We start from the raw sequence: 18,727 nt of genomic DNA, 5'->3' as shown, positions 1-18,727 counted from the left end.
ATGCCATCGCCAGGCGCACAGCGCGAAGGACACGCCGACACCTACCCTGTAGGAGCGCACCCGGGCGCGATGGGCGTTACCGATAACGCGCCGCGCCCGGGTGCGCTCCTACGCGACCGCGTTATTGATGCCGCGACTCCAGCAACGCCGCCGCATCGCCAAGCCCCAGCCCACGTGCGCGCAGCAGCACGATCAGGTGATACAGCAGATCGGCCGATTCGCCGAGCAACGCGTCATCGTCCTGCACCACACCGGCCAGCGCGGTTTCAACGCCCTCCTCGCCTACCTTCTGCGCGATGCGACGGATGCCTTGCTCGAACAGCTTGGTGGTGTAGCTACCGTGCGGGCGTTCGCGCTCGCGCTCGGCCACCAGCGCATCCAGGCTGCCCAGAAACTGCCCGGGCGCAGACGGGAAGCAACTGGTGCGGCCCAGGTGACAGGTCGGGCCATGCGGGCGCGCCTGCACCAGCAATGTGTCGGCATCGCAGTCGGTCTGGATCGACACCACGCGCAACACGTTCCCCGAGCTCTCGCCCTTGGTCCACAAGCGCTGCTTGCTGCGGCTGAAGAAGGTGACTTCACCACGCTGCTGGGTCACGGCCAACGCTTGGGCATTCATGTAGCCCAGCATCAGCACGCGCAGGTTGTCGGCGTCCTGCACGATCACCGGCAACAGGCCCTCGCCCTTGTTCCAATCCAGCGTTGCGAGCGGGTCGCCCGTCGCCACTTCGTTACTGCCCATCGCGTACCTCGATCTGTTGCGCGCGCAAGAATTGCTTGAGTTCCGGAATCGGAATCGCACCACTGTGAAATACGCTGGCCGCCAGTGCGCCATCCACATCGGCCTGGTCGAACACATCGGCGAAGTGCTGCATGTCGCCTGCACCGCCGGAGGCGATCAGCGGCACGCGGCATAACGCGCGCACCTGCCGCAACTGGGCGATGTCGTAGCCGCGACGCACGCCGTCGTTGTCCATGCAATTGAGCACCATTTCCCCTGCGCCCAGCCGCTGCGCTTCGGCCACCCAATCCAGCGTGCGCATCGGCAACGCCTGGGTCTTGCTCGGATCGCCGGTGTAGCGGCGCACGCGCCACTGACCATCTTCCTCACGAATCGAGTCGATGCCGACCACGACACATTGCACGCCAAAGGCATCGGCCAGCTCGGAAATCAATTGCGGGCGGCCAAGCGCGGGCGAGTTGATCGATATCTTGTCGGCACCGGCGTGCAGCACCGCGCGCGCTGTTTCCACATCGCCAATACCGCCGGCCACGCAGAACGGAATATCGATCAGCCGCGCCACCCGCTCGACCCAGGTGTAGTCGACCGAGCGTCCTTCCGGGCTGGCACCGATGTCGTAGAACACCAGCTCGTCGGCGCCCTGCGCGCGGTAGCGCAATGCCAGTTCGACGATGTCGCCCATGTCGATGTGATCGCGGAACTTGACGCCCTTGACCACGCGCCCATCGCGCACGTCCAGGCACGGAATGATGCGACGGCTCAGCATGCCAGTGCCTCGTCGAGATTCAGATGCCCTTCGAGCAAGGCCTTGCCCAGCACGATGCCGGCGCAGCCCGCGGCCTTGGCAGCTGCGACATCGGCCAGATTGCGCGCGCCCCCGGAGACCTGCACCTGCAACTGCGGCGTCAGCGCGCGCAAATGCCCGTACAGCGCCATGTTGGGGCCGGACAGCATGCCGTCGCGGGCAATGTCGGTACACAGCAAATGCTGCAGCCCGGCTCGCGCGTAGCGCACGGCCAATTGATCCAGCGTGGCGTCTGCAGCTTCGGTCCAGCCGTGCACCGGCAACTGCCAGATGCCATCGGCGTCCTGGCGCGTGTCCAGCGCAATCGTCAGGCGATCGGCGCCGAATTCCTGCAGCCAGCCAACCACCATCTCGCTATTGCGCACTGCCAATGAGCCGATCACCACGCGTGCGGCGCCTGCGTCGAGGATGCGCGCCACATCCTCGCGCGAGCGCACACCGCCGCCGGTCTGCACGCGCAAGCCGGTGGCTCGCGCAATCTCGCCGAGTGTGCCGGCCAGGGTGTAGCCGCCCGCCTTGGCCGCATCCAGATCGACCAGATGCATCCACTGCGCACCGGCATCGGCGAATGCCTGCGCACGCGGCAGCACGTCGTCGCCGTACTGCGTTTCGCGCGCGTAATCGCCTTGCAGCAGGCGCACCACGCGAGCGTTGCGGATATCCAGCGCCGGGTAAACGGTGAAACTCATGGGAAGCTCATCTCAAGAAAATTGCGCAGGATGCGTGCACCGGTCTCGGCCGAACGCTCAGGGTGGAATTGCGCGCCGCAGCGCAGCCCGTTCTGCACCACGGCGGTGAACAACCCGCCGTGATCGCAGGCGGCCACGGTGTCGGCCGTCACCGGCGCCGCGTAACCATGTACGAAATACGCACTGGCGCGCTCGGGCAGACCGGCCAGCAACGCGGAGTCGCGCATCGGCACCAGCTGGTTCCAGCCCATGTGCGGAATGCGAATGCCAAGCGCAGGCGTCATGTGCCGCACGATGCCCGGCAGCAGACCCAGGCACTCGACATCGCCTTCTTCGGAATGTTCGAACAGCAACTGCATGCCCAGACAGATGCCGATCAACGGCACCTGCAGTTCCCGCAACGGCTCGACCAAGCCCTGCGCGCGCAGACGCGACATCGCCTCTGGCGCCGCCCCGACGCCGGGCAGGATCACCCGCTGCGCGCCCTGCAGGCCAGCCGCATCGCGCACCAAGCGTGCGTCGACGCCCAAGCGCTCCAATGCATAGCGCACCGAGCCCAGGTTGGCGCCACCGGCATCGATCAGCGCAACGTCGGTCATAGCGTGCCCTTGGTGGTCGGCAACGCGGTGCCCTCACGGCGAATCGCCTGACGCAATGCCCGCGCCAAGGCCTTGAAGCAGGCTTCCACCTTGTGGTGATCGTTCTCGCCACGCACGGTCAGATGCAGATTCAAGCCGGACGCATCGCAGATCGAACGGAAGAAATGCGGCACCAGTTCGGTGGGCATGTCGCCGACGCGCTCGCGCTTGAATTCGCCCTCGAAGACGAAATACGGGCGGCCACTGAAATCCAGCGCCGCACTTGCGATGGTTTCGTCCATCGGCAACGTGAAGCCGTGCTGCGGCGTGTCGCCAGCGACACGCCAGGGGCTGCTTTCCGGATCGAAGCCGTAACGGCCGATGCCGCGTTTATCGCCCAGCGCTTCACGCAGCGCTTGGCCCAGCGCAAGGCCGGTGTCTTCGATGGTGTGGTGCTCATCGATATGCAGATCGCCTTCGGCACGGATCTCCAGCGCAAAACCGCCATGCTTGCCGATCTGTTCCAGCATGTGGTCGAAGAACGGCAGACCGGTGGCAGTCTTCGGCTCGGCGACACGATCCAGATCCAGTTCGACGCGGATCCTGGTTTCCTTGGTATTGCGCTGGACCAGCGCACGGCGTGGCGCATCGGCCAGCTCGTGGGCGATGCCGGACCAGTCCCACTCGCCGCCGAACTCATCGGTGCGCAGCTGAAACCCGCGGATATTCAGATTCTGCGCGAACTGGATGTCGGTGATGCGGTCGCCCACCATCGCCGAGCGTGCCCAGTCGATGGTGCGGTCCTGCAGATACGGCACCATCAGGCCGATACCGGGCTTGCGCGTGGGCGCATTGTCGGCAGGCCAGCTGCAATCGATCAGCACTTCGCGAAATTCGATGCCCTGGCTGGCGAAGATCTGCAGCATCAGATTGTTCGGGCCGTCGAAGGACGCGCGTGGGTAGCTCTCGCTGCCCAACCCATCCTGGTTGCTGACGATGACGAACTGATAGCCGGCATCGCGCAGCTTGAGCATCGCCGGAATCACGTGATCGACCAAGCGCAATTTTTCGTAGGCGTCGATCTGGTAATCGGCCGGCTCGACGATCAGCGTGCCGTCGCGGTCGACAAAAAGAATCGGGGTCATGCGGCGGCCTCCTGCGTGCGTTGCAGCGCGCTCAGCACGCGCTGGTTCTGTTCGTTCGTGCCCAGCGTGATCCGCAACGCGTCGGCCAGGCGCGGCACTGCGCGTTGATCGCGCACCACCACCCCGGCCTCCAGGAGCGCCTGGAATGCGCCTTCGGCATCGTCGAAACGCACCAGCAGGAAGTTGCCTTGCGAGGGATAGACCTGACGTACGCCAGGCAGCTGCACCAACGCCTTGTGCATACGTTCGCGTTCGCTACGCACCTCGGCGATGCGGCGGCGGGTAACCTCCAGCGCTGGCGCAGACAAAGCCTGCTCGGCCATGGCTGCACATGGTGTGGGCACCGGGTACGGCGCCTGGCAGCGGCGCAGCAAGGCGATCAACTCGGCATTGGCGATCAGCGTGCCGATACGTGCCGCCGCCAATGCATGCGCTTTGGAAAGCGTGCGCAACACGGCGAGATTGTCGTAACGCCCGAGCAGGCCGACCGCCGAAGGCACATCGGAAAATTCGCCGTAGGCCTCGTCCACCACCACCAGCGCCTTGCCTTGCAAGGCCTGCAGCGCTTGTTCGATCTGGTCCAGCGCGATGGCCGAACCAGCAGGATTGGACGGCGAACACAGGAACACCAACTTCGCGTTCGAAGACAATGCCATTGCCACGATCGCCGGGATATCCGCATGGAAACCGTCGGGCCCGTCGACCAGCGGCACGTCCACCAGCGGCGCGTTCTGCAGCCGTGCGCACACGGCGTACATGCCGAACACCGGCGGCGTGACCAGCACCGCATCGCGCTCTGGCACGCACAGGCCACGTACCAGCAGATCGATCGCCTCGTCGCTGCCGCGGCCGATCAACAGCTGCTCCGGTGCGCAACCGTACAGCGCCGCAAGCGCGCTGCGCAGGCCCTTGGGTTGCGGGTCGGGATAGCGCCGTGTGCTGGCGTCGGGATCGGCGGGATTGGCCCAGGCAGACTCGTTGGCGTTGAGCCACACATCGCCCTGCAACGCGCTGGTGCGCGCCGACGAATAGCCCGCGAATGCACGCAGGTCTTCGCGTACCAGATCCAGAATCGACGACGCGCTCATGCCGCCACTCCCATGCGTAGCGCCACCGCGTTGGCATGCGCATCCAGCCCCTCGGCCCGCGCGAGGACCAAAGCGCATGCGCCGATACCGTCGATGCCGGCCTTGCTGGCTGCCTGCACGCTGACCATGTTCTGGAAGCTGGCCACGCTCACGCCGCTGTAGGCGCGCGCCGCACCGCTGGTCGGCAATACATGATTGGTGCCGCTGCAGTAGTCGCCAAGCGCTTCGGGCGTGTAATCGCCGAGAAACACCGATCCGGCCGCTTCGACTTGCGCCAACCATCCGCGCGGTTCGCGCAGCGCAAGAATCAGATGTTCCGGCGCATAGCGATTACTGATCGCAAACGCCTCATCCAGCGTCTGCACCTTGATCAGCCGCGATTGCGCCAGCGCCTGGCGCGCAATGTCGGCACGCGACAGTTGCGCCAGCTGAACTTCCAGCTGCGCTCGCACCGCACCGATCAACGCGTCGCTGTCGGAGAGCAACAGCACCTGCGAATCGGGCCCGTGTTCGGCCTGCGACAATAGGTCAGCAGCCACGAACGCCGGTTGCGCGCCCGCATCGGCGATCACCAAGACTTCCGAGGGGCCGGCCGGCATGTCGATCGCCGCCGCACCGGACTGGGCCACCTGCTGCTTGGCTTCGGTGACATAGCTGTTGCCCGGGCCGAACAGCTTGTCGCAGCTGGGCAGCGATTCGGTGCCATACGCCATCGCCGCGATCGCCTGCGCACCGCCGAGCTTGAACACGCGGCGCACGCCGGTGAGCCGCGCGGCCACCAGCACCGCCGGGTCCACGCTGCCGTCCTTGCGCGGCGGCGTGCACAACACCACCTCGCGGCATCCGGCCAGACGCGCAGGCACGCCGAGCATCAATGCCGTCGACGGCAACGGCGCGCTGCCGGCCGGCACGTATAAACCGACACGACCGATCGGACGCACGATCTTTTCGCACACCACACCGGGCGCGGTTTCCACCGCATAGCCCCCGCTCATACCGGCGCGGTGGAAGGTGTCGATGCGTGCAACCGCATCCTGCATGGCCTGGCGCAGCTCCGGTGGGACGGCCGCTTCGGCGGCGGCGAATTCGGCTTCGCTCACTGCGAAGCTGTCCAGCGACACGCCATCGAAATGCGCGGTGATCTCGCGCAATGCGGCATCGCCGCGCGTGCGTACGTCGGCAATCAACGCGGCGACCGCATCGCGCGTTCGTGCGGCCACGGTCTGCACCGGGCGGGTCAATGCGTCGGTCTGTGCGGCACCGTCGAGTTGGGACCAATCGAGAATCTTCATGCCAGCGAGCGCTCCACCGTCAACACCATCAAGCCTTGCGCACCTGCGCGTTCGAGTTCTTCCAGGCGCTGCCAGGTCACCGCGCCGTGGCACATGGTCTGCAAGCGCAGCGCGCCGTTGCCATCGTCGGGCAACTGCACCAGCGGATCAGCATCGGGCAGCAGGCGGCGCAACGCATCGACCTTGGTCTGTTCGGCACGGAACATCAGCAGCTTGCTGTCGCGCAGCTTGAGCACGCCGTCCATGCGCCGCAACAGCATTGCCAGCAGGCCGGCACGCGCATCGGCAGGTTCGCGCACCGCGCCGGCCAGCACCGCTTCGCTTTCCATCACCAGTTCGACCGGCTTGAGCTGGTTGGCGGCCAGGGTGGCGCCGCTGGAGACCAGATCGCAGATCAGATCGGCAGTGCCCAGGCGCGGCGCGATTTCCACCGAACCGGACAACTCCACCACCGTCGCTTCGATGCCCTGCCGCTCCAGCCAATCGGCCAGGATCGCCGGGTAGCTGGTGGCGATACGCTTGCCCGCCAGTTGCGCCACGCCGTGCCAGTCCCATTCTTCCGGCACGGCGAGCATCAGGCGGCACTGGCCGAAGCCGACCCCACGTACCGCGTGATAGGCGGCCGGCAAGCCATGACGGCGGCGCTCGGCGGCCTGCTCTTCCAGCTCGTTCTGGCCGACAATGCCCAAGTCGCAGACGCCATCGGCGATCAGGCCGGGGATATCGTCGTCGCGCACCAGCAGCAGGTCCACCGGCAACGACTCGCCGTAGCAGAACAGCTTGTCGCGGCTCTGCCGCCAGCTCAGCCCGCAGGCGGCCAGCAGGCTGCGCGCCGGCTCGGCCAGGCGGCCGCTCTTCTGGATGGCGATACGCAACCGGTCACGTGCCGGCGCTGCCGTGGAAGCACTCATCTTGTTCTCTCAGTGGGAGTCGTCGGGGCGCGACGACTGCTCGCGCAGGGCCGCGGCATAGCCGCCGGCACCGTGGTCCAGGGTGCGCGCAACGCGCCCGATGGTGGTCACGCTGACCTGGGTCAGCTCGTGGATTTCGCGATACGGCACGCCCTTGACCAGCAGCGGCACCACCCGCCAGCGGTCGGCCATGGCTTCCAGCTCGGCGGGCGTGCATAGGTCACGCAGAAACGCTTCGACAGCCTCGGGCTCGCGCAGGCATGCCAGTGCGTCGGCCAGCATCGTCAGCGAGGCGGCAACGTCGGTATTTTCGCGGGGGGCAGGTCGTTGTTTCATTGCGTTAATGTAATAGCGTGTTAGTACATTAACGCAAACACCGACTTTGGGGCAAGTCGACCGCATCGAAGCGTTCATGGAGGAACTGCTCGCGCACCTGCCCATTACGAAAACGCCCACTGACATCCGGATGTCAGTGGGCGCGTTCTGCGCGACGGCGCGTAGTTGGCCGGCGAAATGGTCACCAGACCCGTGAAATCTTCAAATTGACAGGATCAGTCGCCCTGGACGCTGCCAGCCACCAGCATCGCCCTGGCCTGCTCCAGCTCCACCTGCAAGGTGCTGGCCAGCTCATCGCGGGCCACATCGAACTGCTGCTCGCGCACCAGGTCTTTCACTGCCACCACGCCGCGGGCCAGTTCGTCGTCGCCGGCCAGCACCACGAAGCGGATGCCGGCACGAGCCGCATACTGGAACTGCTTGCCGATTTTCTTCGGCTCCATCTGCACTTCGGTGTTGATGCCGCCGATGCGCAGCCGGCGCGCGATATCCAGCGCGTCGTCCAGGCGGGTCTCGTCCATCAGCGCCACCATCGCCTGCACGCTGCTTTCGGCGATACCCTGGATCAGGCCGGCCTCGCGCAGCTGCCAGAACAGGCGGGTCAGGCCGATCGAGATGCCCACGCCGGGCAATTTGGACTTGGTGTAGTGGCTGGCCAGGCTGTCGTAACGGCCGCCCGAGCAGATCGAGCCGATCTGCGGGTGGTCGGTCAGGGTGGTTTCGTAGACGGTGCCGGTGTAGTAGTCCAGCCCGCGCGCGATCGAGAAGTTCAGGCAGTACGCGCTCTCCGGCACGCCCAGCGCCTTGACCAGCTCCAGCACTTCGCGCAACTCGGCGATGCCTTCGCCCAGCGTCGCGCTGGCCCCGACCGAGCCTTCCAGCGCCTGCAACTGCGCCAGCGCATCGGCATGCCCGTTGGAGCGCACCGCCACGAAGGCGAGAATCCTGGCGACCTGCTCGGCAGGAATGCCAAAGCCCTCGCCCACCAGTGTGTCGCGCACGTAATCGGCGCCACGCTTGTCGATCTTGTCGACCTCGCGCAGCACCGCCAGCTGCAACTCGCCTTCGGCCACGCCCAGGCTTTCGAAGAAGCCGCGCAGCAGCTTGCGATTGTTCAACTGCACCTTGAAGTCGCCGATGCCCAGCTCGGCAAACACCGCATGGATCACCGCCAGCACTTCGGCGTCGTAGCGGATGCTCAGCGCATCCTTGCCGATGACGTCGATGTCGCACTGGTAGAACTCGCGGAATCGCCCACGCTGTGCGCGCTCGCCGCGATACACGCGCTGCATCTGGTAGCGCCGGAACGGGAAGCTCAAGTCATGCTCGTGCTCGGCGACGTAGCGTGCCAGCGGCACGGTCAGGTCGAAGCGCAGCGCAAGCTCCGGCAAGCCGCCGTTCTCGGCGCCCTCATCGGCCGCAGCGGCGGCATTGGCCAGCGCGCCGGTGGACTGCACGAAATACACCTGGCGCTCGGTTTCGCCGCCGGATTTGGTCAGCAGTACATCGGACAGCTCGAACACCGGCGTTTCGACCGGCAGGAACCCGAACCGCTCGTAGTTGCGGCGGATGACGTCCAGCATGCGCTGGAACGCGATCTGCTCGCGCGGCAGCAATTCCATGATGCCGGGCGGCGTACGGGGCTTGATCACGAGCGAAACTCCTGCAGGACAATGTGGCGAACGCACAATTCTAACGGCTGGGCGGCCGCGCTGACCGCATGGCGTATCATTCAATGCGTCCCAGCAGTGCGTGGCCCATGTACCGGCAGCTTTCCGACCCCAGCGCGACCTGCCCGGCGCCCAGCGCGGCATCCGCCAGCGGCACGCCCACCTCAGATTGCGCCCTTTGCGCCGTGCGCGGCCGGGCCATTTGTGCGGCGCTCTCGGCGCAGGAAATGGACGCACTGGACCAGGTCACCCATGCAGCGGCCTATGCGCCCGGCAGCACCCTGGTACGTGCGGGCGAGACCCGGCACAACGTCTATACCGTGACCTCCGGCGCGTTGCGCATGGTGCGCACGCTGGCCGACGGACGTCGCCAGATCACCGGCTTCGTGCTGCCCGGCGACTACGTCGGGCTCACCGAAACCGCGCGGCACCGCCACGATATCGAAGCCATCGTCGACAGCCGGGTGTGCCGCACGCCGATGGCGCACATGCGCCAGCTGCGCGAGCGCTACCCGCAGCTGGAACGCAAGCTGCTGCAACGCGCCAGCATGGAACTGGCCGCCGCGCAGGACACCGGCCTGCTGCTGGCGCGCCTGCAACCCAGCGAACGGCTGGCGCATTTCCTGCTCCGGCTTGCAGCCCGCTCCACCCAGCCTGGCGCCAGCGGCGATACCGTGGCGCTGCCGATGAGCCGCAGCGACATCGCCGACCACTTGGGGCTGACCGTGGAAACGGTGAGCCGCACCTTCACCAAGCTGCGGCAGCAGCAGTTGATCGCGCTACCGCAACTGCAGGTGGTGCAGATCCTGGATTACGCCGCCCTGCGCCGTCTCGCCGGCGATACGGTGTGAGGCTGTTGGGATCGCGTGAGCGCCAGTGTGCGCTTACCCGTGCGACTGGTTGACCGATTGACACGGCGGCGCCCAGTGTCCAGGCGGTCGATCCGGAACAGCCCGCCAATATCACGCATGATTGCGCACTCGTCGGCGTCGGTGCCGCTCGGCAGCGCTCGCCTGAGGCGACGCAGTTGCTTGCAGGCAGCCGCTCCAAAATGATGCAAGCCATCCGCATGCTGACAGCCGCGCAGCGACTTACCGACCGATTCGAAAGCGGCGCCGTGCTTCACGCCGAGCGCACACTGGCGTCGGGCACCCGCCTGCGATCACTCAGCGCCCGGCCACTGCACGCGCTGCCGCACCGCCACAGCCACTGCTCAGCAGCCGCGATTGGCGCAGCCAGGCGCGATCCGGGTAGTAGGCGAACACGAACGCACCGTCGCGCAATGTATCGATCAACTGCTTGGCCACCGCTGGCCGCACCGCCGGGCAGCCCAGGCTGCGGCCGAGCCGGCCCTGCGTGCGGATGATGGCTTCGCTGACATAGGGCGCGCCGTGGATCACGATGGCGCGGTCGCGCGCGTGGTCGTTGAACCCCGGCTCCAGACCCTTGAGCCGCAACGAGTAACCGTTGTGCCCGGTGTACGACTCCTGCGCGGTGAATGCGCCCAGGCTGGACTGGAAGCTGCCGTCGTTATTGGAGAACTTCGCCGCCAGGTTCTCGCCGGTATTGCGCCCGTGCGCGACCCATTCGCGAAACAACAGGCGTTGCTTGTCCAGATCGAACACCCAGAGCCGGCGCTCGGTCGAGGGCCGGCTGTAGTCGATGACGCTGAGCACCCGTTCGGCACCCACCTGCTGGTGCTGGCGGGCGCATTGCAGCGCCTCTGTGGCCAGGGCCAGCACCTGACGGTCCAGCGACGGCGCCTGGCGCGCCAGCGCCTCGACCAGACCCACACGCGGGGCGCCCAGTGGCGGGACCGGCGATCCAGCCAATGCATCGGCCGCACTGGCCGCACCGGCCGCTGCCCACCCGCACAAGACGGCGGCAACGGCGATCATTCGATCAGACATGCAACAACCCACAGCGGACGCGGCGCCACAGCGGGGCCGCACCCCCTAGAAATAGCCGCATATGGGCCACTTTCCAACCCCGGTGGCTGAACGCGTTGGGTCAGGTGGCATCGGCAAGCAAGCGCTGCCGAAGGGCGGCGTAGTCCGGCGCCAGTGCTTCGGCATGCGCTGGGCGCTGCAGCAGTGCGGCCAGTGCCGGCGGAACCTCTACGGAACGGCCAATCAGCGGCTCCACCACGCCCTCGAACTTTGCCGGATGCGCGGTGGCCGCTACCGCCCAGTCGCCAGTGCCGCCCTCCGCGCCTTCGGCACGCAGTTGTTCGAGCACATGCACCGCGGTGGCGGTATGCGGGCAATGCACCTCGCCGTAGCGCGCGAAGCGCTGCTGCACGGTGTTGCGAATCGCCGCATCGTCCACCGACAAGGCCCGGAATTCCTCACGCAAGGCGGCATCGTCGCCGTTGTAGAGCCACCGCAGCCGCTCGAAGTTGCTCGGCGCGCCCACGTCCATCGCATTGGCCAGGGTGGACACGCTGGGCTGCGGTGCGTAGGCATCGCCCGCGAAATAGTCCGGCAACACGTGATTGGCGTTGGACGCCAGCGCGATGCGGCCCAACGGCACCCCGAGCGCGCGCGCGATGATCGCCGCCAGCGCGTTGCCCAGGTTACCGGTGGGTATCACCAGATTGAGCACGCTGCCCGACGCCGCATGATGCTGCAGGGCGGCATGCGCGTAGTAACTCATCTGCGGCAGCAGCCGGCCCAGACTGATGCTGTTGGCCGAACTCAGCGGCACCTGCGTCTGCAACGCGGCATCGTTCAAGGCCTGCTTGACCATCGCCTGGCAGTCGTCGAACGAGCCGGCCACGCGCAGGGCCTGGATGTTGTCGCCGAAACACCCCAACTGATGCGCCTGCCGCGGCGACACGCGGCCGTCCGGATACAGCACCACCACGCGCAGGCCGGGCTGGCGATGGAACGCGGCGGCCACGGCGGCGCCGGTGTCGCCGGAGGTGGCGACCAGGATGGTGAGCGGGCGGTCTTCAGCGCGGCGCAAGCGGGTCAGGCAGGCAGCCAGGAAGCGCGCACCGAAATCCTTGAACGCCGCCGTGGGGCCATGAAACAGCTCCAGCGCGTAATCGCCCGGCGTACCCAGCGCCACCAATGGCGCCGGGAAATCGAAGGCTTCGGCACAGATGGCAGGCAGTTCGGCCGCCAGTGCGTCGCCCTCGAAAAATGGCTGCAACAGCGCAGTGGCGGTGTCGGCCAGGCCGGCGCCCGCAACCAGCGTACGGGCAGGTGGCAGGGTCTGCGGCACGTAGAGGCCGCCATCGGGCGCCAGCCCGGCGGCAATGGCTTGGCTCAGGCTTGCGGCGGGGGCACCGCCACGGGTGGAGATAAACATCAGCATGACTCCAGATAAAGCGAAGGCTGGGCGGTGCCCGTGACAAGCGGTGCCGCGTGTGACGTCGCCGGGCGTCGCGTTGCGCCGGCGTTCGGCCGCAGGGTTGCGTACGGTCGATGGCGCGGGGCTATGCTGCGCGCACCCTTCCGTGGAGTCGGCAGATGATCAAGGTCAGTGTGATGTACCCGTACCGCGACGGCGCCCGCTTCGATCACGCCTACTACCGCGACCGGCACATGCCGCTGGTGAGCGCGCGCATGGGCGCGGCCTGTTTGAAATACACCGTGGACAAAGGCATCAGCGGCGGCGACGCCGGCAGCCCGCCGGCGTTCATCGGCATGTGCCACATCTTTTGCGAGTCGGTGGAGACCTTCAACGCCAGCTTCGGGCCGCATGCACAGGAAATCCTCGCCGACATCGCCAACTACACCGACCTGACCCCGGTCATGCAGATCAGCGAAGTCGTCGTCGACTAAATGACGTGTGGCAAGCTGCAGGCCAGACCTGCTACCGGCTGCCTGCGGCGCGTTGTCATTGCGTGCGTCCCGATTCATTCGAGCAACCGCGCCGCAGGACTTGCGATCGGCGAGACCCAGGCCTGGCTATCGAACCCTACGGCCGCAAACCCGGCCTGCACTGCCGGTGCCGCAGCTTCGGCCGCGGCGCGCGATTCGAACCAGGCAAACACGCTCGGCCCGGCGCCGGAAATGCTGGCGCCGAAGGCGTTGTGGTCCAGCGCTGCCTGTTTGGCTTCGGCGAAGCCGGCGATCAATGGGGCGCGACGCGGTTCGATCAGCACATCACGCAAGCCTGCGCGTACCAGGTCTGCATCGCCGCCATGGCAACCGGCCAACACCAACGCCAGATTGGTGCTCTGCGCGACGAATTCGCGCAATTGATAGTTTCCTGCCAAGGCTTCGCGCGCGCGCCGCGTTTCCAGCACTGCATCCGGATGCACCAGCAGGCTATGCCACGCTGGCGGCACCGCGATCGGTACCAGGCGCTCCAGCGTGCACAGCACCAAGCCACCGACAAACAGCGGCCCCAGGTTGTCGCCGTGGCAGCTGCCGCTGGCCACCGCTTCGCCATCGAGCGCGTATTGGTAGAGCTGGTGGTGATCCAACGGCGAGGCCAGCAGCGCGTTTGCCGCCACCAACGCCGCGACGCATGACGCGGCAGACCCGCCCATGCCCGAGCTCAACGCGATGCCTTTGTCGATCTCGATTTCGAATCCATAAGGCAGTTGCAAGGCGGCACGCAGCGAAATGAGTGCAGCGCCTGCAGTGTTGCGCTCGGCATCCAGTGGCAGCGCCACCGTCGTGCCGCGAATCGCAGCGATGCGCACCACTGGCGCGTCGATACGGCGCACGGTCACTGTGTCGCCGACTCCATCGATCGGATAGCCGAGCAGATCGAATCCCACCGCGACATTCGCAACCGATGCCGGCGCGAAGGCGCGCGCTTCGTGCAAGCCGTGCTTGCCCAGGGAAGCGTGATCGCTGCCCTGCCCCTGCGCCACCGCCGCCTGGCTCACGCCGGCCTGGCTGACAACAGCATGCGTCACAGCCGCGCGCCCTCGCCTGCCGCCACGCGCAGCAGATCGGCGAACACGCCTGCCGCGGTCACTTCCGGACCGGCACCCGGGCCCTGCACCACCAACGGGTTCTCGCAGTAGCGCCGCGTGGTGAACTGCACCACGTTATCGGTCAGACGCAGATTGGCGAACGCGTGATCGGCCGGCAGCTCGACCAGGCCCACGCTGGGCGCGCGGTCCGGCGGCAGCTGCGCGACATAGCGCAGCACATTGCCACGCGCATGCGCTTGGGCCAGACGTTGCGCGAAGGACGCATCCACTTCCGGTAAGCGCGCCATGAAATCGTCCACGCTGGCCTGGCGCAGCGCTTCAGGCACCAGGCTTTCAACCTGCACATCTTCCAGGCTGATGGAGCGCCCTGCTTCGCGCGCCAGGATCACCAACTTGCGCGCCACGTCCACGCCGGACAGATCGTCGCGCGGATCCGGTTCGGTATAGCCCATGCCGCGCGCCTGCGTCACCAGTTCGGCGAAGGGCACGCTGCCTTCGTACTTGTTGAACAACCATGCCAACGTGCCGGAGAAGATGCCTTCGATGGACGTGACTGCATCGCCGGTGTCCACCAGGTCGCGCAGTGTGGTGATCACCGGCAAACCGGCGCCCACGGTGGCTTCATAACGGAAGCGCGCACCACTGGCGTCGGCCGCTGCGCGAATCGCCTCATAGCGCGCCAGCGGGCCGGACCCCGCCTGCTTGTTCGGCGTCACCACGTGGATGCCGGCTGCCAGCCAGCCCGCATAACGGTCTGCGACTTCGGCGCTGCCGCTGCAATCGATGATCACCGTATGCGGCAGATGCGCAGACAGCAGATGCGTGGTGAAGCGTTCCAGATCGGTGGGCGTTGCGGACGATGCAAACGCATCGCGCCAGTCGCCGACCAGGCCGCGTTCGTCCAGCAGCATGCGACCGCGTGAGACCACCGCGCGCAGGCGCAGATCAAGATTGGCCTTGCCTAACAACTGCGGTTGCGCGTTGCGCAGTTGGTCCAGCAATGCCGCGCCCACATTGCCCGGACCGATCACGCCTACAGAAAACGTCTGCGGCGACAACCAGAAACCGGCATGCGCCGCGCGCAACGCCTTGGTGGCGTGCGCCGCATCGATCGCTACCGAGATATTGCGTTCGGAGGAGCCCTGCGCAATTGCCAGGATATTGACCTGGGCTCGCCCCAACGATTCGAACAAGCGCGCCGCCACACCCGGCTGACCGGCCATACCATCGCCTACTGCTGCGAGCACGCTGATGCCGGTGGTCAGCTGCACGCGCTGCACCTGCCCGACCGTGAGTTCATGCGCGAACGCTTGCAACAATGCGTTGCGTGCACGCTCGGACTCGTGCTGCTTGACCACGCAGCAGATCGAATGTTCCGACGAACCCTGCGAGATCATCACCACCGACACCTGCGCGGTGCGCAGCGCGGCGAACACGCGCTCGGCCGTGCCCGGCACACCGATCAGACCGGTGCCTTCCAGATTCAGCACCGCCAGATCCGGGCTCAACGTCAGACCCTTGATCGGCCCGCTCACCGCGCTACTGGCAGTAATGCGCGTGCCGGGATGCTCGGGCTGGAAGGTGTTGCGGATGATGATCGGCAGGCCGCGCTCGATCGCCGGCGACATCGTTTGCGGGTGCACCACCTTCGCACCGAAATATGCCAGCTCGCAGGCCTCGTCGTAGCTCAGTGTTTCCAGTTGCACCGCTTCGGGCACCACGCGCGGGTCGGCCGACAGCACGCCATCCACATCGGTCCAGATATGCAGTTCGTCTGCATCGAACAATGCAGCGAAGATGGCACCCGAATAATCGCTGCCGTTGCGGCCCAGCGTGGTGACGCGGTCGGCACGGTCGCGCGCCACGAATCCGGTCACCACCACGCGCGTCTGCGGATGCGCTTGCCGCCAGGTTGCGAGGCGCTGCGCACTCGCCTCCCAGTCCACATCCACACCGAGTTCGCCGCGATTGACCACCAGCACATCGCGCGCGTCCAGCACTGCGCAGTCTTCGCCGATCGCGCGAAAGTGATCGCCCAGCAACTGCGCCGAATACACCTCGCCCAGTCCTTGCACGCGGTCGAGCACTTCGCGCGGCAATTCCCCGATGACCGCCAGCGCGCCGAGGATCTGCGACAGATGCGCGAAGCGTTCGTCCAGCCACTCCACCGTTGGCCCGGAATGCTCGCCGAGCAAGGCGACCGCCGCACCGCGATGGCGTGCGCGCGTTTCGTGCCACCGCTCGCGCCATTCGGGGCGATTCTTCGCCGCCAGTTCGGCCAGTTCGATCAAGGCATCGGTGACGCCCTTCATCGCCGAGACCACGGTGACCTGCACCGTCTCGTCGCGTGCAAGCAGCAGCTGCGCCACATGCCGATAACGCTCGGCATCTGCCACCGAGGTGCCGCCGAATTTGTGCACGACAGTGCGCGCAGAGGACGCAAGAACAGCAGCGGGTTCGAACGAAACAGCATGCGATGACATCGACAGACCTCGTTGGGGAGGCCCCGTCCGCATCGGATGAGAGAGGGAAGCCCCCGCATCCTGATCCGGGTGCGGGGCCGTTGTTTTCGGAAGTTACGCGAAGACGACGGACCGCACCGGGCGAATGGTGGCGGTAGTAATGATGGTGGTAATGCCAGTCACGCATGCACCGACCCGCAGCAGCGGCTGGCAGAGAAGCGAAGCGATGGCGGAGGCGTTACCCATGCATGCAAAAGACATCACCGGGACGAGGCCTGTCAAGCGTTGCGTGAATGGGCAGGTGCACGCGCCCGGCGCATGGAACAGAAAACCTTGCCGCTCAGGGATTTAAGCACTGAGCGCGCAAGCAATTGATTGCTATGGAAACTTTTGGATCGGCCTTGCAGAGCCGTGCTGCGCAGGTTTCTGACCTTCATTGGTCGAGTCATGTGCTTGGCTGAAGCCATATAGCTAGCTGGATCGGTTGCGCCCGAGGCATCACATCGCTGCAGGCATCAGGTTGCTTCGAGCAACAGGCCACTTCGCATCAAGCAACAGATCGTCGCTATCGGAAACCCGAATCGGTGCGAGCCAAGGTCAGCAGCGAAGATCAGCCAAGCATCTGAAGGTTGAGTTGCCAGACCGAGAAATTAAGCGCCGCCGCAAAGCTCACCCATGCCAGATACGGCACCAACAACCACGCCGCCAGAGCTTGCCTCTTCGCAAACACACCGATGGTCGCCGCCAGCACCAGCCACAGCGCCACGATGTCCGTAAACGCCCACGCCCCCAGATGCCATGCAAAGAACAACCAACTCCACAGCCCATTGAGCGCCAGCTGCACCAAGAAAAGAGTCAGCGCCACACGCGCGCCAGCCCATCCCCCACGGCGCCACACCGACCACACCGACACCGCCATCATCCCGTACAGCACCGTCCACACCGACCCGAACAACCACCCCGGCGGCGCCCATGCCGGCCGCTGCAGCTGCGCATAAAAGCTGGCCGCCTGGATTGATGCCATTGCGCCCAGCGCGGCGACCGCGTAGCACAGCACCAGCCAGCCGAGAAGACCGAACCATTGCGATGTGTTTAAACGATGTTGCGTCATGACGGTCGAGGTGAGTTGTCAACGTTCGCCAGCCTGCCAGAGCATGTGTGCAAGCCATGACGACGCAACTGAGCAAGTCAAAGCTCTACTAAGGCCGTACGGATTGGTAACGTCATGTCCAAATCTCCGGGCGAGTTGGACTCCAAAACTGAGGTGCTACTTAAAATCGGGGTACGTCGGGCCACCAGTGCGACATCGCGGCCCTGGATCTGGCCCTGGTTGAGCAGGTTGCCGGCGGTGATGCTGACGTCGGCGCCTGCGATGACGCCCTGGTTGCTCATGGAATTGGTGGCGTTGAGCTCGACGTTGCCACCGGCGATCAAGGCACCATTGCCACGCAACTGCAGCGAGTTGGAGGCCAGGTACACCACCGGCACCAGCACGGTCTGGCCCTGGTACTCCTGCTCCACCATCCACACGATGTCCTGCGTGAGTGCAGCGGCCTGCGCGGCGGTGAGACCCACGCCCATGCTCAATTGCAGCTGGCCTGCAGCGGCCACGCCCGATTCCAGCAAGGCGCGGTACTGCGCCACGCCATCGGCGTAGTTGCCCAGGTAGCGGCGGCCGGTGAGCTCGGTGATCTGGTCCAGCACCAGGCGCTGCTCGTAGAAGCCATCGCCCAGGCGGGTCTGGGTCCACTCCGGGTCCACACCCAGCTTGTCCAGCAGGAAATCGCTGCTGATGAAGTTGTCGTAATTGACGAAGCGCGGATCGGTCTCGATCAGGTAGCGACGGCCCGGGCCGTTGCTGCGCCAGGCGTTGATGCCGCCCAGGCTGGTTGCCGCGCGGCCCATTTGCGGTGAAATCGGTGCCAAGTGGTCAATGCACGCGCCGCAAACGGAGGCTGCAATTTACAGACTCCGGCCTCAGCGATCAGATTGATGGCTAGAGCCGTACCGATCATAACCACACCCACCGAGCATAATTTTGAGCTGGCTATTACTAAATTTTCAAAGAGAAAATTCCGGAGGAACTTTACTTGCTGGGTCCAGCACTAT

At 65.9% G+C, this 18,727-nt stretch carries 17 protein-coding genes and 1 pseudogene; 2 read left to right on the top strand and 16 right to left on the bottom strand.

The features are described from left to right. Positions 1-121: 121 nt before the first annotated feature. The 10 genes from hisIE to hisS form a co-directional block, all read right to left on the bottom strand. Positions 122-742 carry a bifunctional phosphoribosyl-AMP cyclohydrolase/phosphoribosyl-ATP diphosphatase HisIE gene (gene hisIE / locus AMD14_RS09785; protein ID WP_003486226.1) on the bottom strand — a complete coding sequence of 207 codons (621 nt, stop codon included), beginning with the start codon at positions 740-742 and terminating at the stop codon, positions 122-124. Further along, entirely contained in the window at positions 732-1,508 is a 777-nt protein-coding gene (gene hisF, locus AMD14_RS09780) for an imidazole glycerol phosphate synthase subunit HisF (RefSeq protein WP_011051173.1), read from the bottom strand. The genes hisIE and hisF overlap by 11 nt, the downstream gene beginning before the upstream one ends. Continuing rightward, positions 1,502-2,236, bottom strand: a complete 735-nt coding sequence (gene hisA, locus AMD14_RS09775; protein WP_011051172.1) for a 1-(5-phosphoribosyl)-5-[(5-phosphoribosylamino)methylideneamino]imidazole-4-carboxamide isomerase — start codon at positions 2,234-2,236, stop codon at positions 1,502-1,504. Before hisA ends, hisF begins: the two co-directional genes overlap by 7 nt. After that, positions 2,233-2,835, bottom strand: a complete 603-nt coding sequence (gene hisH / locus AMD14_RS09770) for an imidazole glycerol phosphate synthase subunit HisH (protein WP_003486219.1) — start codon at positions 2,833-2,835, stop codon at positions 2,233-2,235. The genes hisA and hisH overlap by 4 nt, the downstream gene beginning before the upstream one ends. Then, the gene (hisB, locus tag AMD14_RS09765) at positions 2,832-3,959 is read right to left on the bottom strand and encodes a bifunctional histidinol-phosphatase/imidazoleglycerol-phosphate dehydratase HisB (protein WP_011051171.1); all 1,128 of its coding nucleotides are present in this window, start codon (positions 3,957-3,959) and stop codon (positions 2,832-2,834) included. The genes hisH and hisB overlap by 4 nt, the downstream gene beginning before the upstream one ends. After that, a complete protein-coding gene (hisC, locus tag AMD14_RS09760; protein ID WP_011051170.1) occupies positions 3,956-5,047 on the bottom strand; it encodes a histidinol-phosphate transaminase in 1,092 nt (363 codons plus the stop codon). The genes hisB and hisC overlap by 4 nt, the downstream gene beginning before the upstream one ends. Beyond that, positions 5,044-6,339, bottom strand: coding sequence for a histidinol dehydrogenase (hisD, locus tag AMD14_RS09755; protein ID WP_005932042.1), 1,296 nt, complete (start codon positions 6,337-6,339; stop codon positions 5,044-5,046). The genes hisC and hisD overlap by 4 nt, the downstream gene beginning before the upstream one ends. Beyond that, positions 6,336-7,250, bottom strand: coding sequence for an ATP phosphoribosyltransferase (gene hisG / locus AMD14_RS09750; RefSeq protein WP_005932045.1), 915 nt, complete (start codon positions 7,248-7,250; stop codon positions 6,336-6,338). Before hisG ends, hisD begins: the two co-directional genes overlap by 4 nt. 9 nt (positions 7,251-7,259) lie before the next feature. After that, positions 7,260-7,586, bottom strand: coding sequence for a YerC/YecD family TrpR-related protein (locus AMD14_RS09745; protein ID WP_011051169.1), 327 nt, complete (start codon positions 7,584-7,586; stop codon positions 7,260-7,262). A 215-nt stretch (positions 7,587-7,801) separates the two neighbouring features. Next, positions 7,802-9,238 (bottom strand): histidine--tRNA ligase, encoded by a 1,437-nt coding sequence (gene hisS / locus AMD14_RS09740; protein ID WP_011051168.1) that lies wholly within the window; start codon positions 9,236-9,238, stop codon positions 7,802-7,804. 203 nt (positions 9,239-9,441) lie between these two features. Between hisS and AMD14_RS09735 the strand changes: the two genes are divergently transcribed. Then, entirely contained in the window at positions 9,442-10,107 is a 666-nt protein-coding gene (locus AMD14_RS09735) for a Crp/Fnr family transcriptional regulator (protein WP_005932051.1), read from the top strand. Positions 10,108-10,422: 315 nt separating this feature from the next. Here the strand turns inward: AMD14_RS09735 and AMD14_RS09730 are convergent, their stop codons facing one another. Together AMD14_RS09730 and thrC are read right to left on the bottom strand one after the other, a co-directional pair. Continuing rightward, positions 10,423-11,166 carry a murein L,D-transpeptidase catalytic domain family protein gene (locus AMD14_RS09730; protein ID WP_033480419.1) on the bottom strand — a complete coding sequence of 248 codons (744 nt, stop codon included), beginning with the start codon at positions 11,164-11,166 and terminating at the stop codon, positions 10,423-10,425. 100 nt (positions 11,167-11,266) lie between these two features. Beyond that, a complete protein-coding gene (gene thrC, locus AMD14_RS09725; protein WP_171843836.1) occupies positions 11,267-12,577 on the bottom strand; it encodes a threonine synthase in 1,311 nt (436 codons plus the stop codon). A gap of 155 nt (positions 12,578-12,732) precedes the next feature. Here thrC and AMD14_RS09720 point away from each other — a divergent pair, with 155 nt between their 5' ends. Further along, on the top strand, positions 12,733-13,047 hold the full coding sequence (locus tag AMD14_RS09720; RefSeq protein WP_015463099.1) for an EthD family reductase: 315 nt from the start codon (positions 12,733-12,735) through the stop codon (positions 13,045-13,047). A gap of 74 nt (positions 13,048-13,121) precedes the next feature. Here the strand turns inward: AMD14_RS09720 and AMD14_RS09715 are convergent, their stop codons facing one another. From AMD14_RS09715 to AMD14_RS09700, 4 genes and pseudogenes are all read right to left on the bottom strand, one after another. After that, complete coding sequence (locus tag AMD14_RS09715; protein WP_044022119.1) at positions 13,122-14,090, bottom strand: homoserine kinase; 969 nt, start codon at positions 14,088-14,090, stop codon at positions 13,122-13,124. A 41-nt stretch (positions 14,091-14,131) separates the two neighbouring features. Further along, entirely contained in the window at positions 14,132-16,639 is a 2,508-nt protein-coding gene (gene thrA / locus AMD14_RS09710; RefSeq protein ID WP_011051163.1) for a bifunctional aspartate kinase/homoserine dehydrogenase I, read from the bottom strand. 589 nt (positions 16,640-17,228) lie between these two features. Further along, positions 17,229-17,729 (bottom strand): TspO/MBR family protein, encoded by a 501-nt coding sequence (locus AMD14_RS09705; protein ID WP_011051162.1) that lies wholly within the window; start codon positions 17,727-17,729, stop codon positions 17,229-17,231. A 179-nt stretch (positions 17,730-17,908) separates the two neighbouring features. Then, positions 17,909-18,523, bottom strand: a pseudogene (locus tag AMD14_RS09700) (S-layer family protein); the annotation flags it as partial. Positions 18,524-18,727 lie beyond the last annotated feature (204 nt).

The organism is Xanthomonas citri pv. citri (assembly GCF_000961215.1).
Classification (GTDB): domain Bacteria; phylum Pseudomonadota; class Gammaproteobacteria; order Xanthomonadales; family Xanthomonadaceae; genus Xanthomonas; species Xanthomonas cissicola.
The sequence above is the reverse complement of the archived record's forward strand: the minus strand, read 5'-3'. Positions and strand labels throughout refer to the sequence as shown.

Excerpts from the sequence above, each read along its gene's own strand:
- hisC (WP_011051170.1), bottom strand. The coding sequence starts at position 5,047 with ATGAGCGCGTCGTCGATTCTGGATCTGGTACGCGAAGACCTGCGTGCA.
- hisIE (WP_003486226.1), bottom strand. The coding sequence starts at position 742 with ATGGGCAGTAACGAAGTGGCGACGGGCGACCCGCTCGCAACGCTGGAT.
- hisB (WP_011051171.1), bottom strand. The coding sequence starts at position 3,959 with ATGACCCCGATTCTTTTTGTCGACCGCGACGGCACGCTGATCGTCGAG.
- AMD14_RS09745 (WP_011051169.1), bottom strand. The coding sequence starts at position 7,586 with ATGAAACAACGACCTGCCCCCCGCGAAAATACCGACGTTGCCGCCTCG.
- hisD (WP_005932042.1), bottom strand. The coding sequence starts at position 6,339 with ATGAAGATTCTCGATTGGTCCCAACTCGACGGTGCCGCACAGACCGAC.
- hisG (WP_005932045.1), bottom strand. The coding sequence starts at position 7,250 with ATGAGTGCTTCCACGGCAGCGCCGGCACGTGACCGGTTGCGTATCGCC.
- thrC (WP_171843836.1), bottom strand. The coding sequence starts at position 12,577 with ATGCTGATGTTTATCTCCACCCGTGGCGGTGCCCCCGCCGCAAGCCTG.
- hisF (WP_011051173.1), bottom strand. The coding sequence starts at position 1,508 with ATGCTGAGCCGTCGCATCATTCCGTGCCTGGACGTGCGCGATGGGCGC.
- hisA (WP_011051172.1), bottom strand. The coding sequence starts at position 2,236 with ATGAGTTTCACCGTTTACCCGGCGCTGGATATCCGCAACGCTCGCGTG.
- AMD14_RS09705 (WP_011051162.1), bottom strand. The coding sequence starts at position 17,729 with ATGACGCAACATCGTTTAAACACATCGCAATGGTTCGGTCTTCTCGGC.
- AMD14_RS09730 (WP_033480419.1), bottom strand. The coding sequence starts at position 11,166 with ATGTCTGATCGAATGATCGCCGTTGCCGCCGTCTTGTGCGGGTGGGCA.
- thrA (WP_011051163.1), bottom strand. The coding sequence starts at position 16,639 with ATGTCATCGCATGCTGTTTCGTTCGAACCCGCTGCTGTTCTTGCGTCC.
- hisH (WP_003486219.1), bottom strand. The coding sequence starts at position 2,835 with ATGACCGACGTTGCGCTGATCGATGCCGGTGGCGCCAACCTGGGCTCG.
- AMD14_RS09720 (WP_015463099.1), top strand. The coding sequence starts at position 12,733 with ATGATCAAGGTCAGTGTGATGTACCCGTACCGCGACGGCGCCCGCTTC.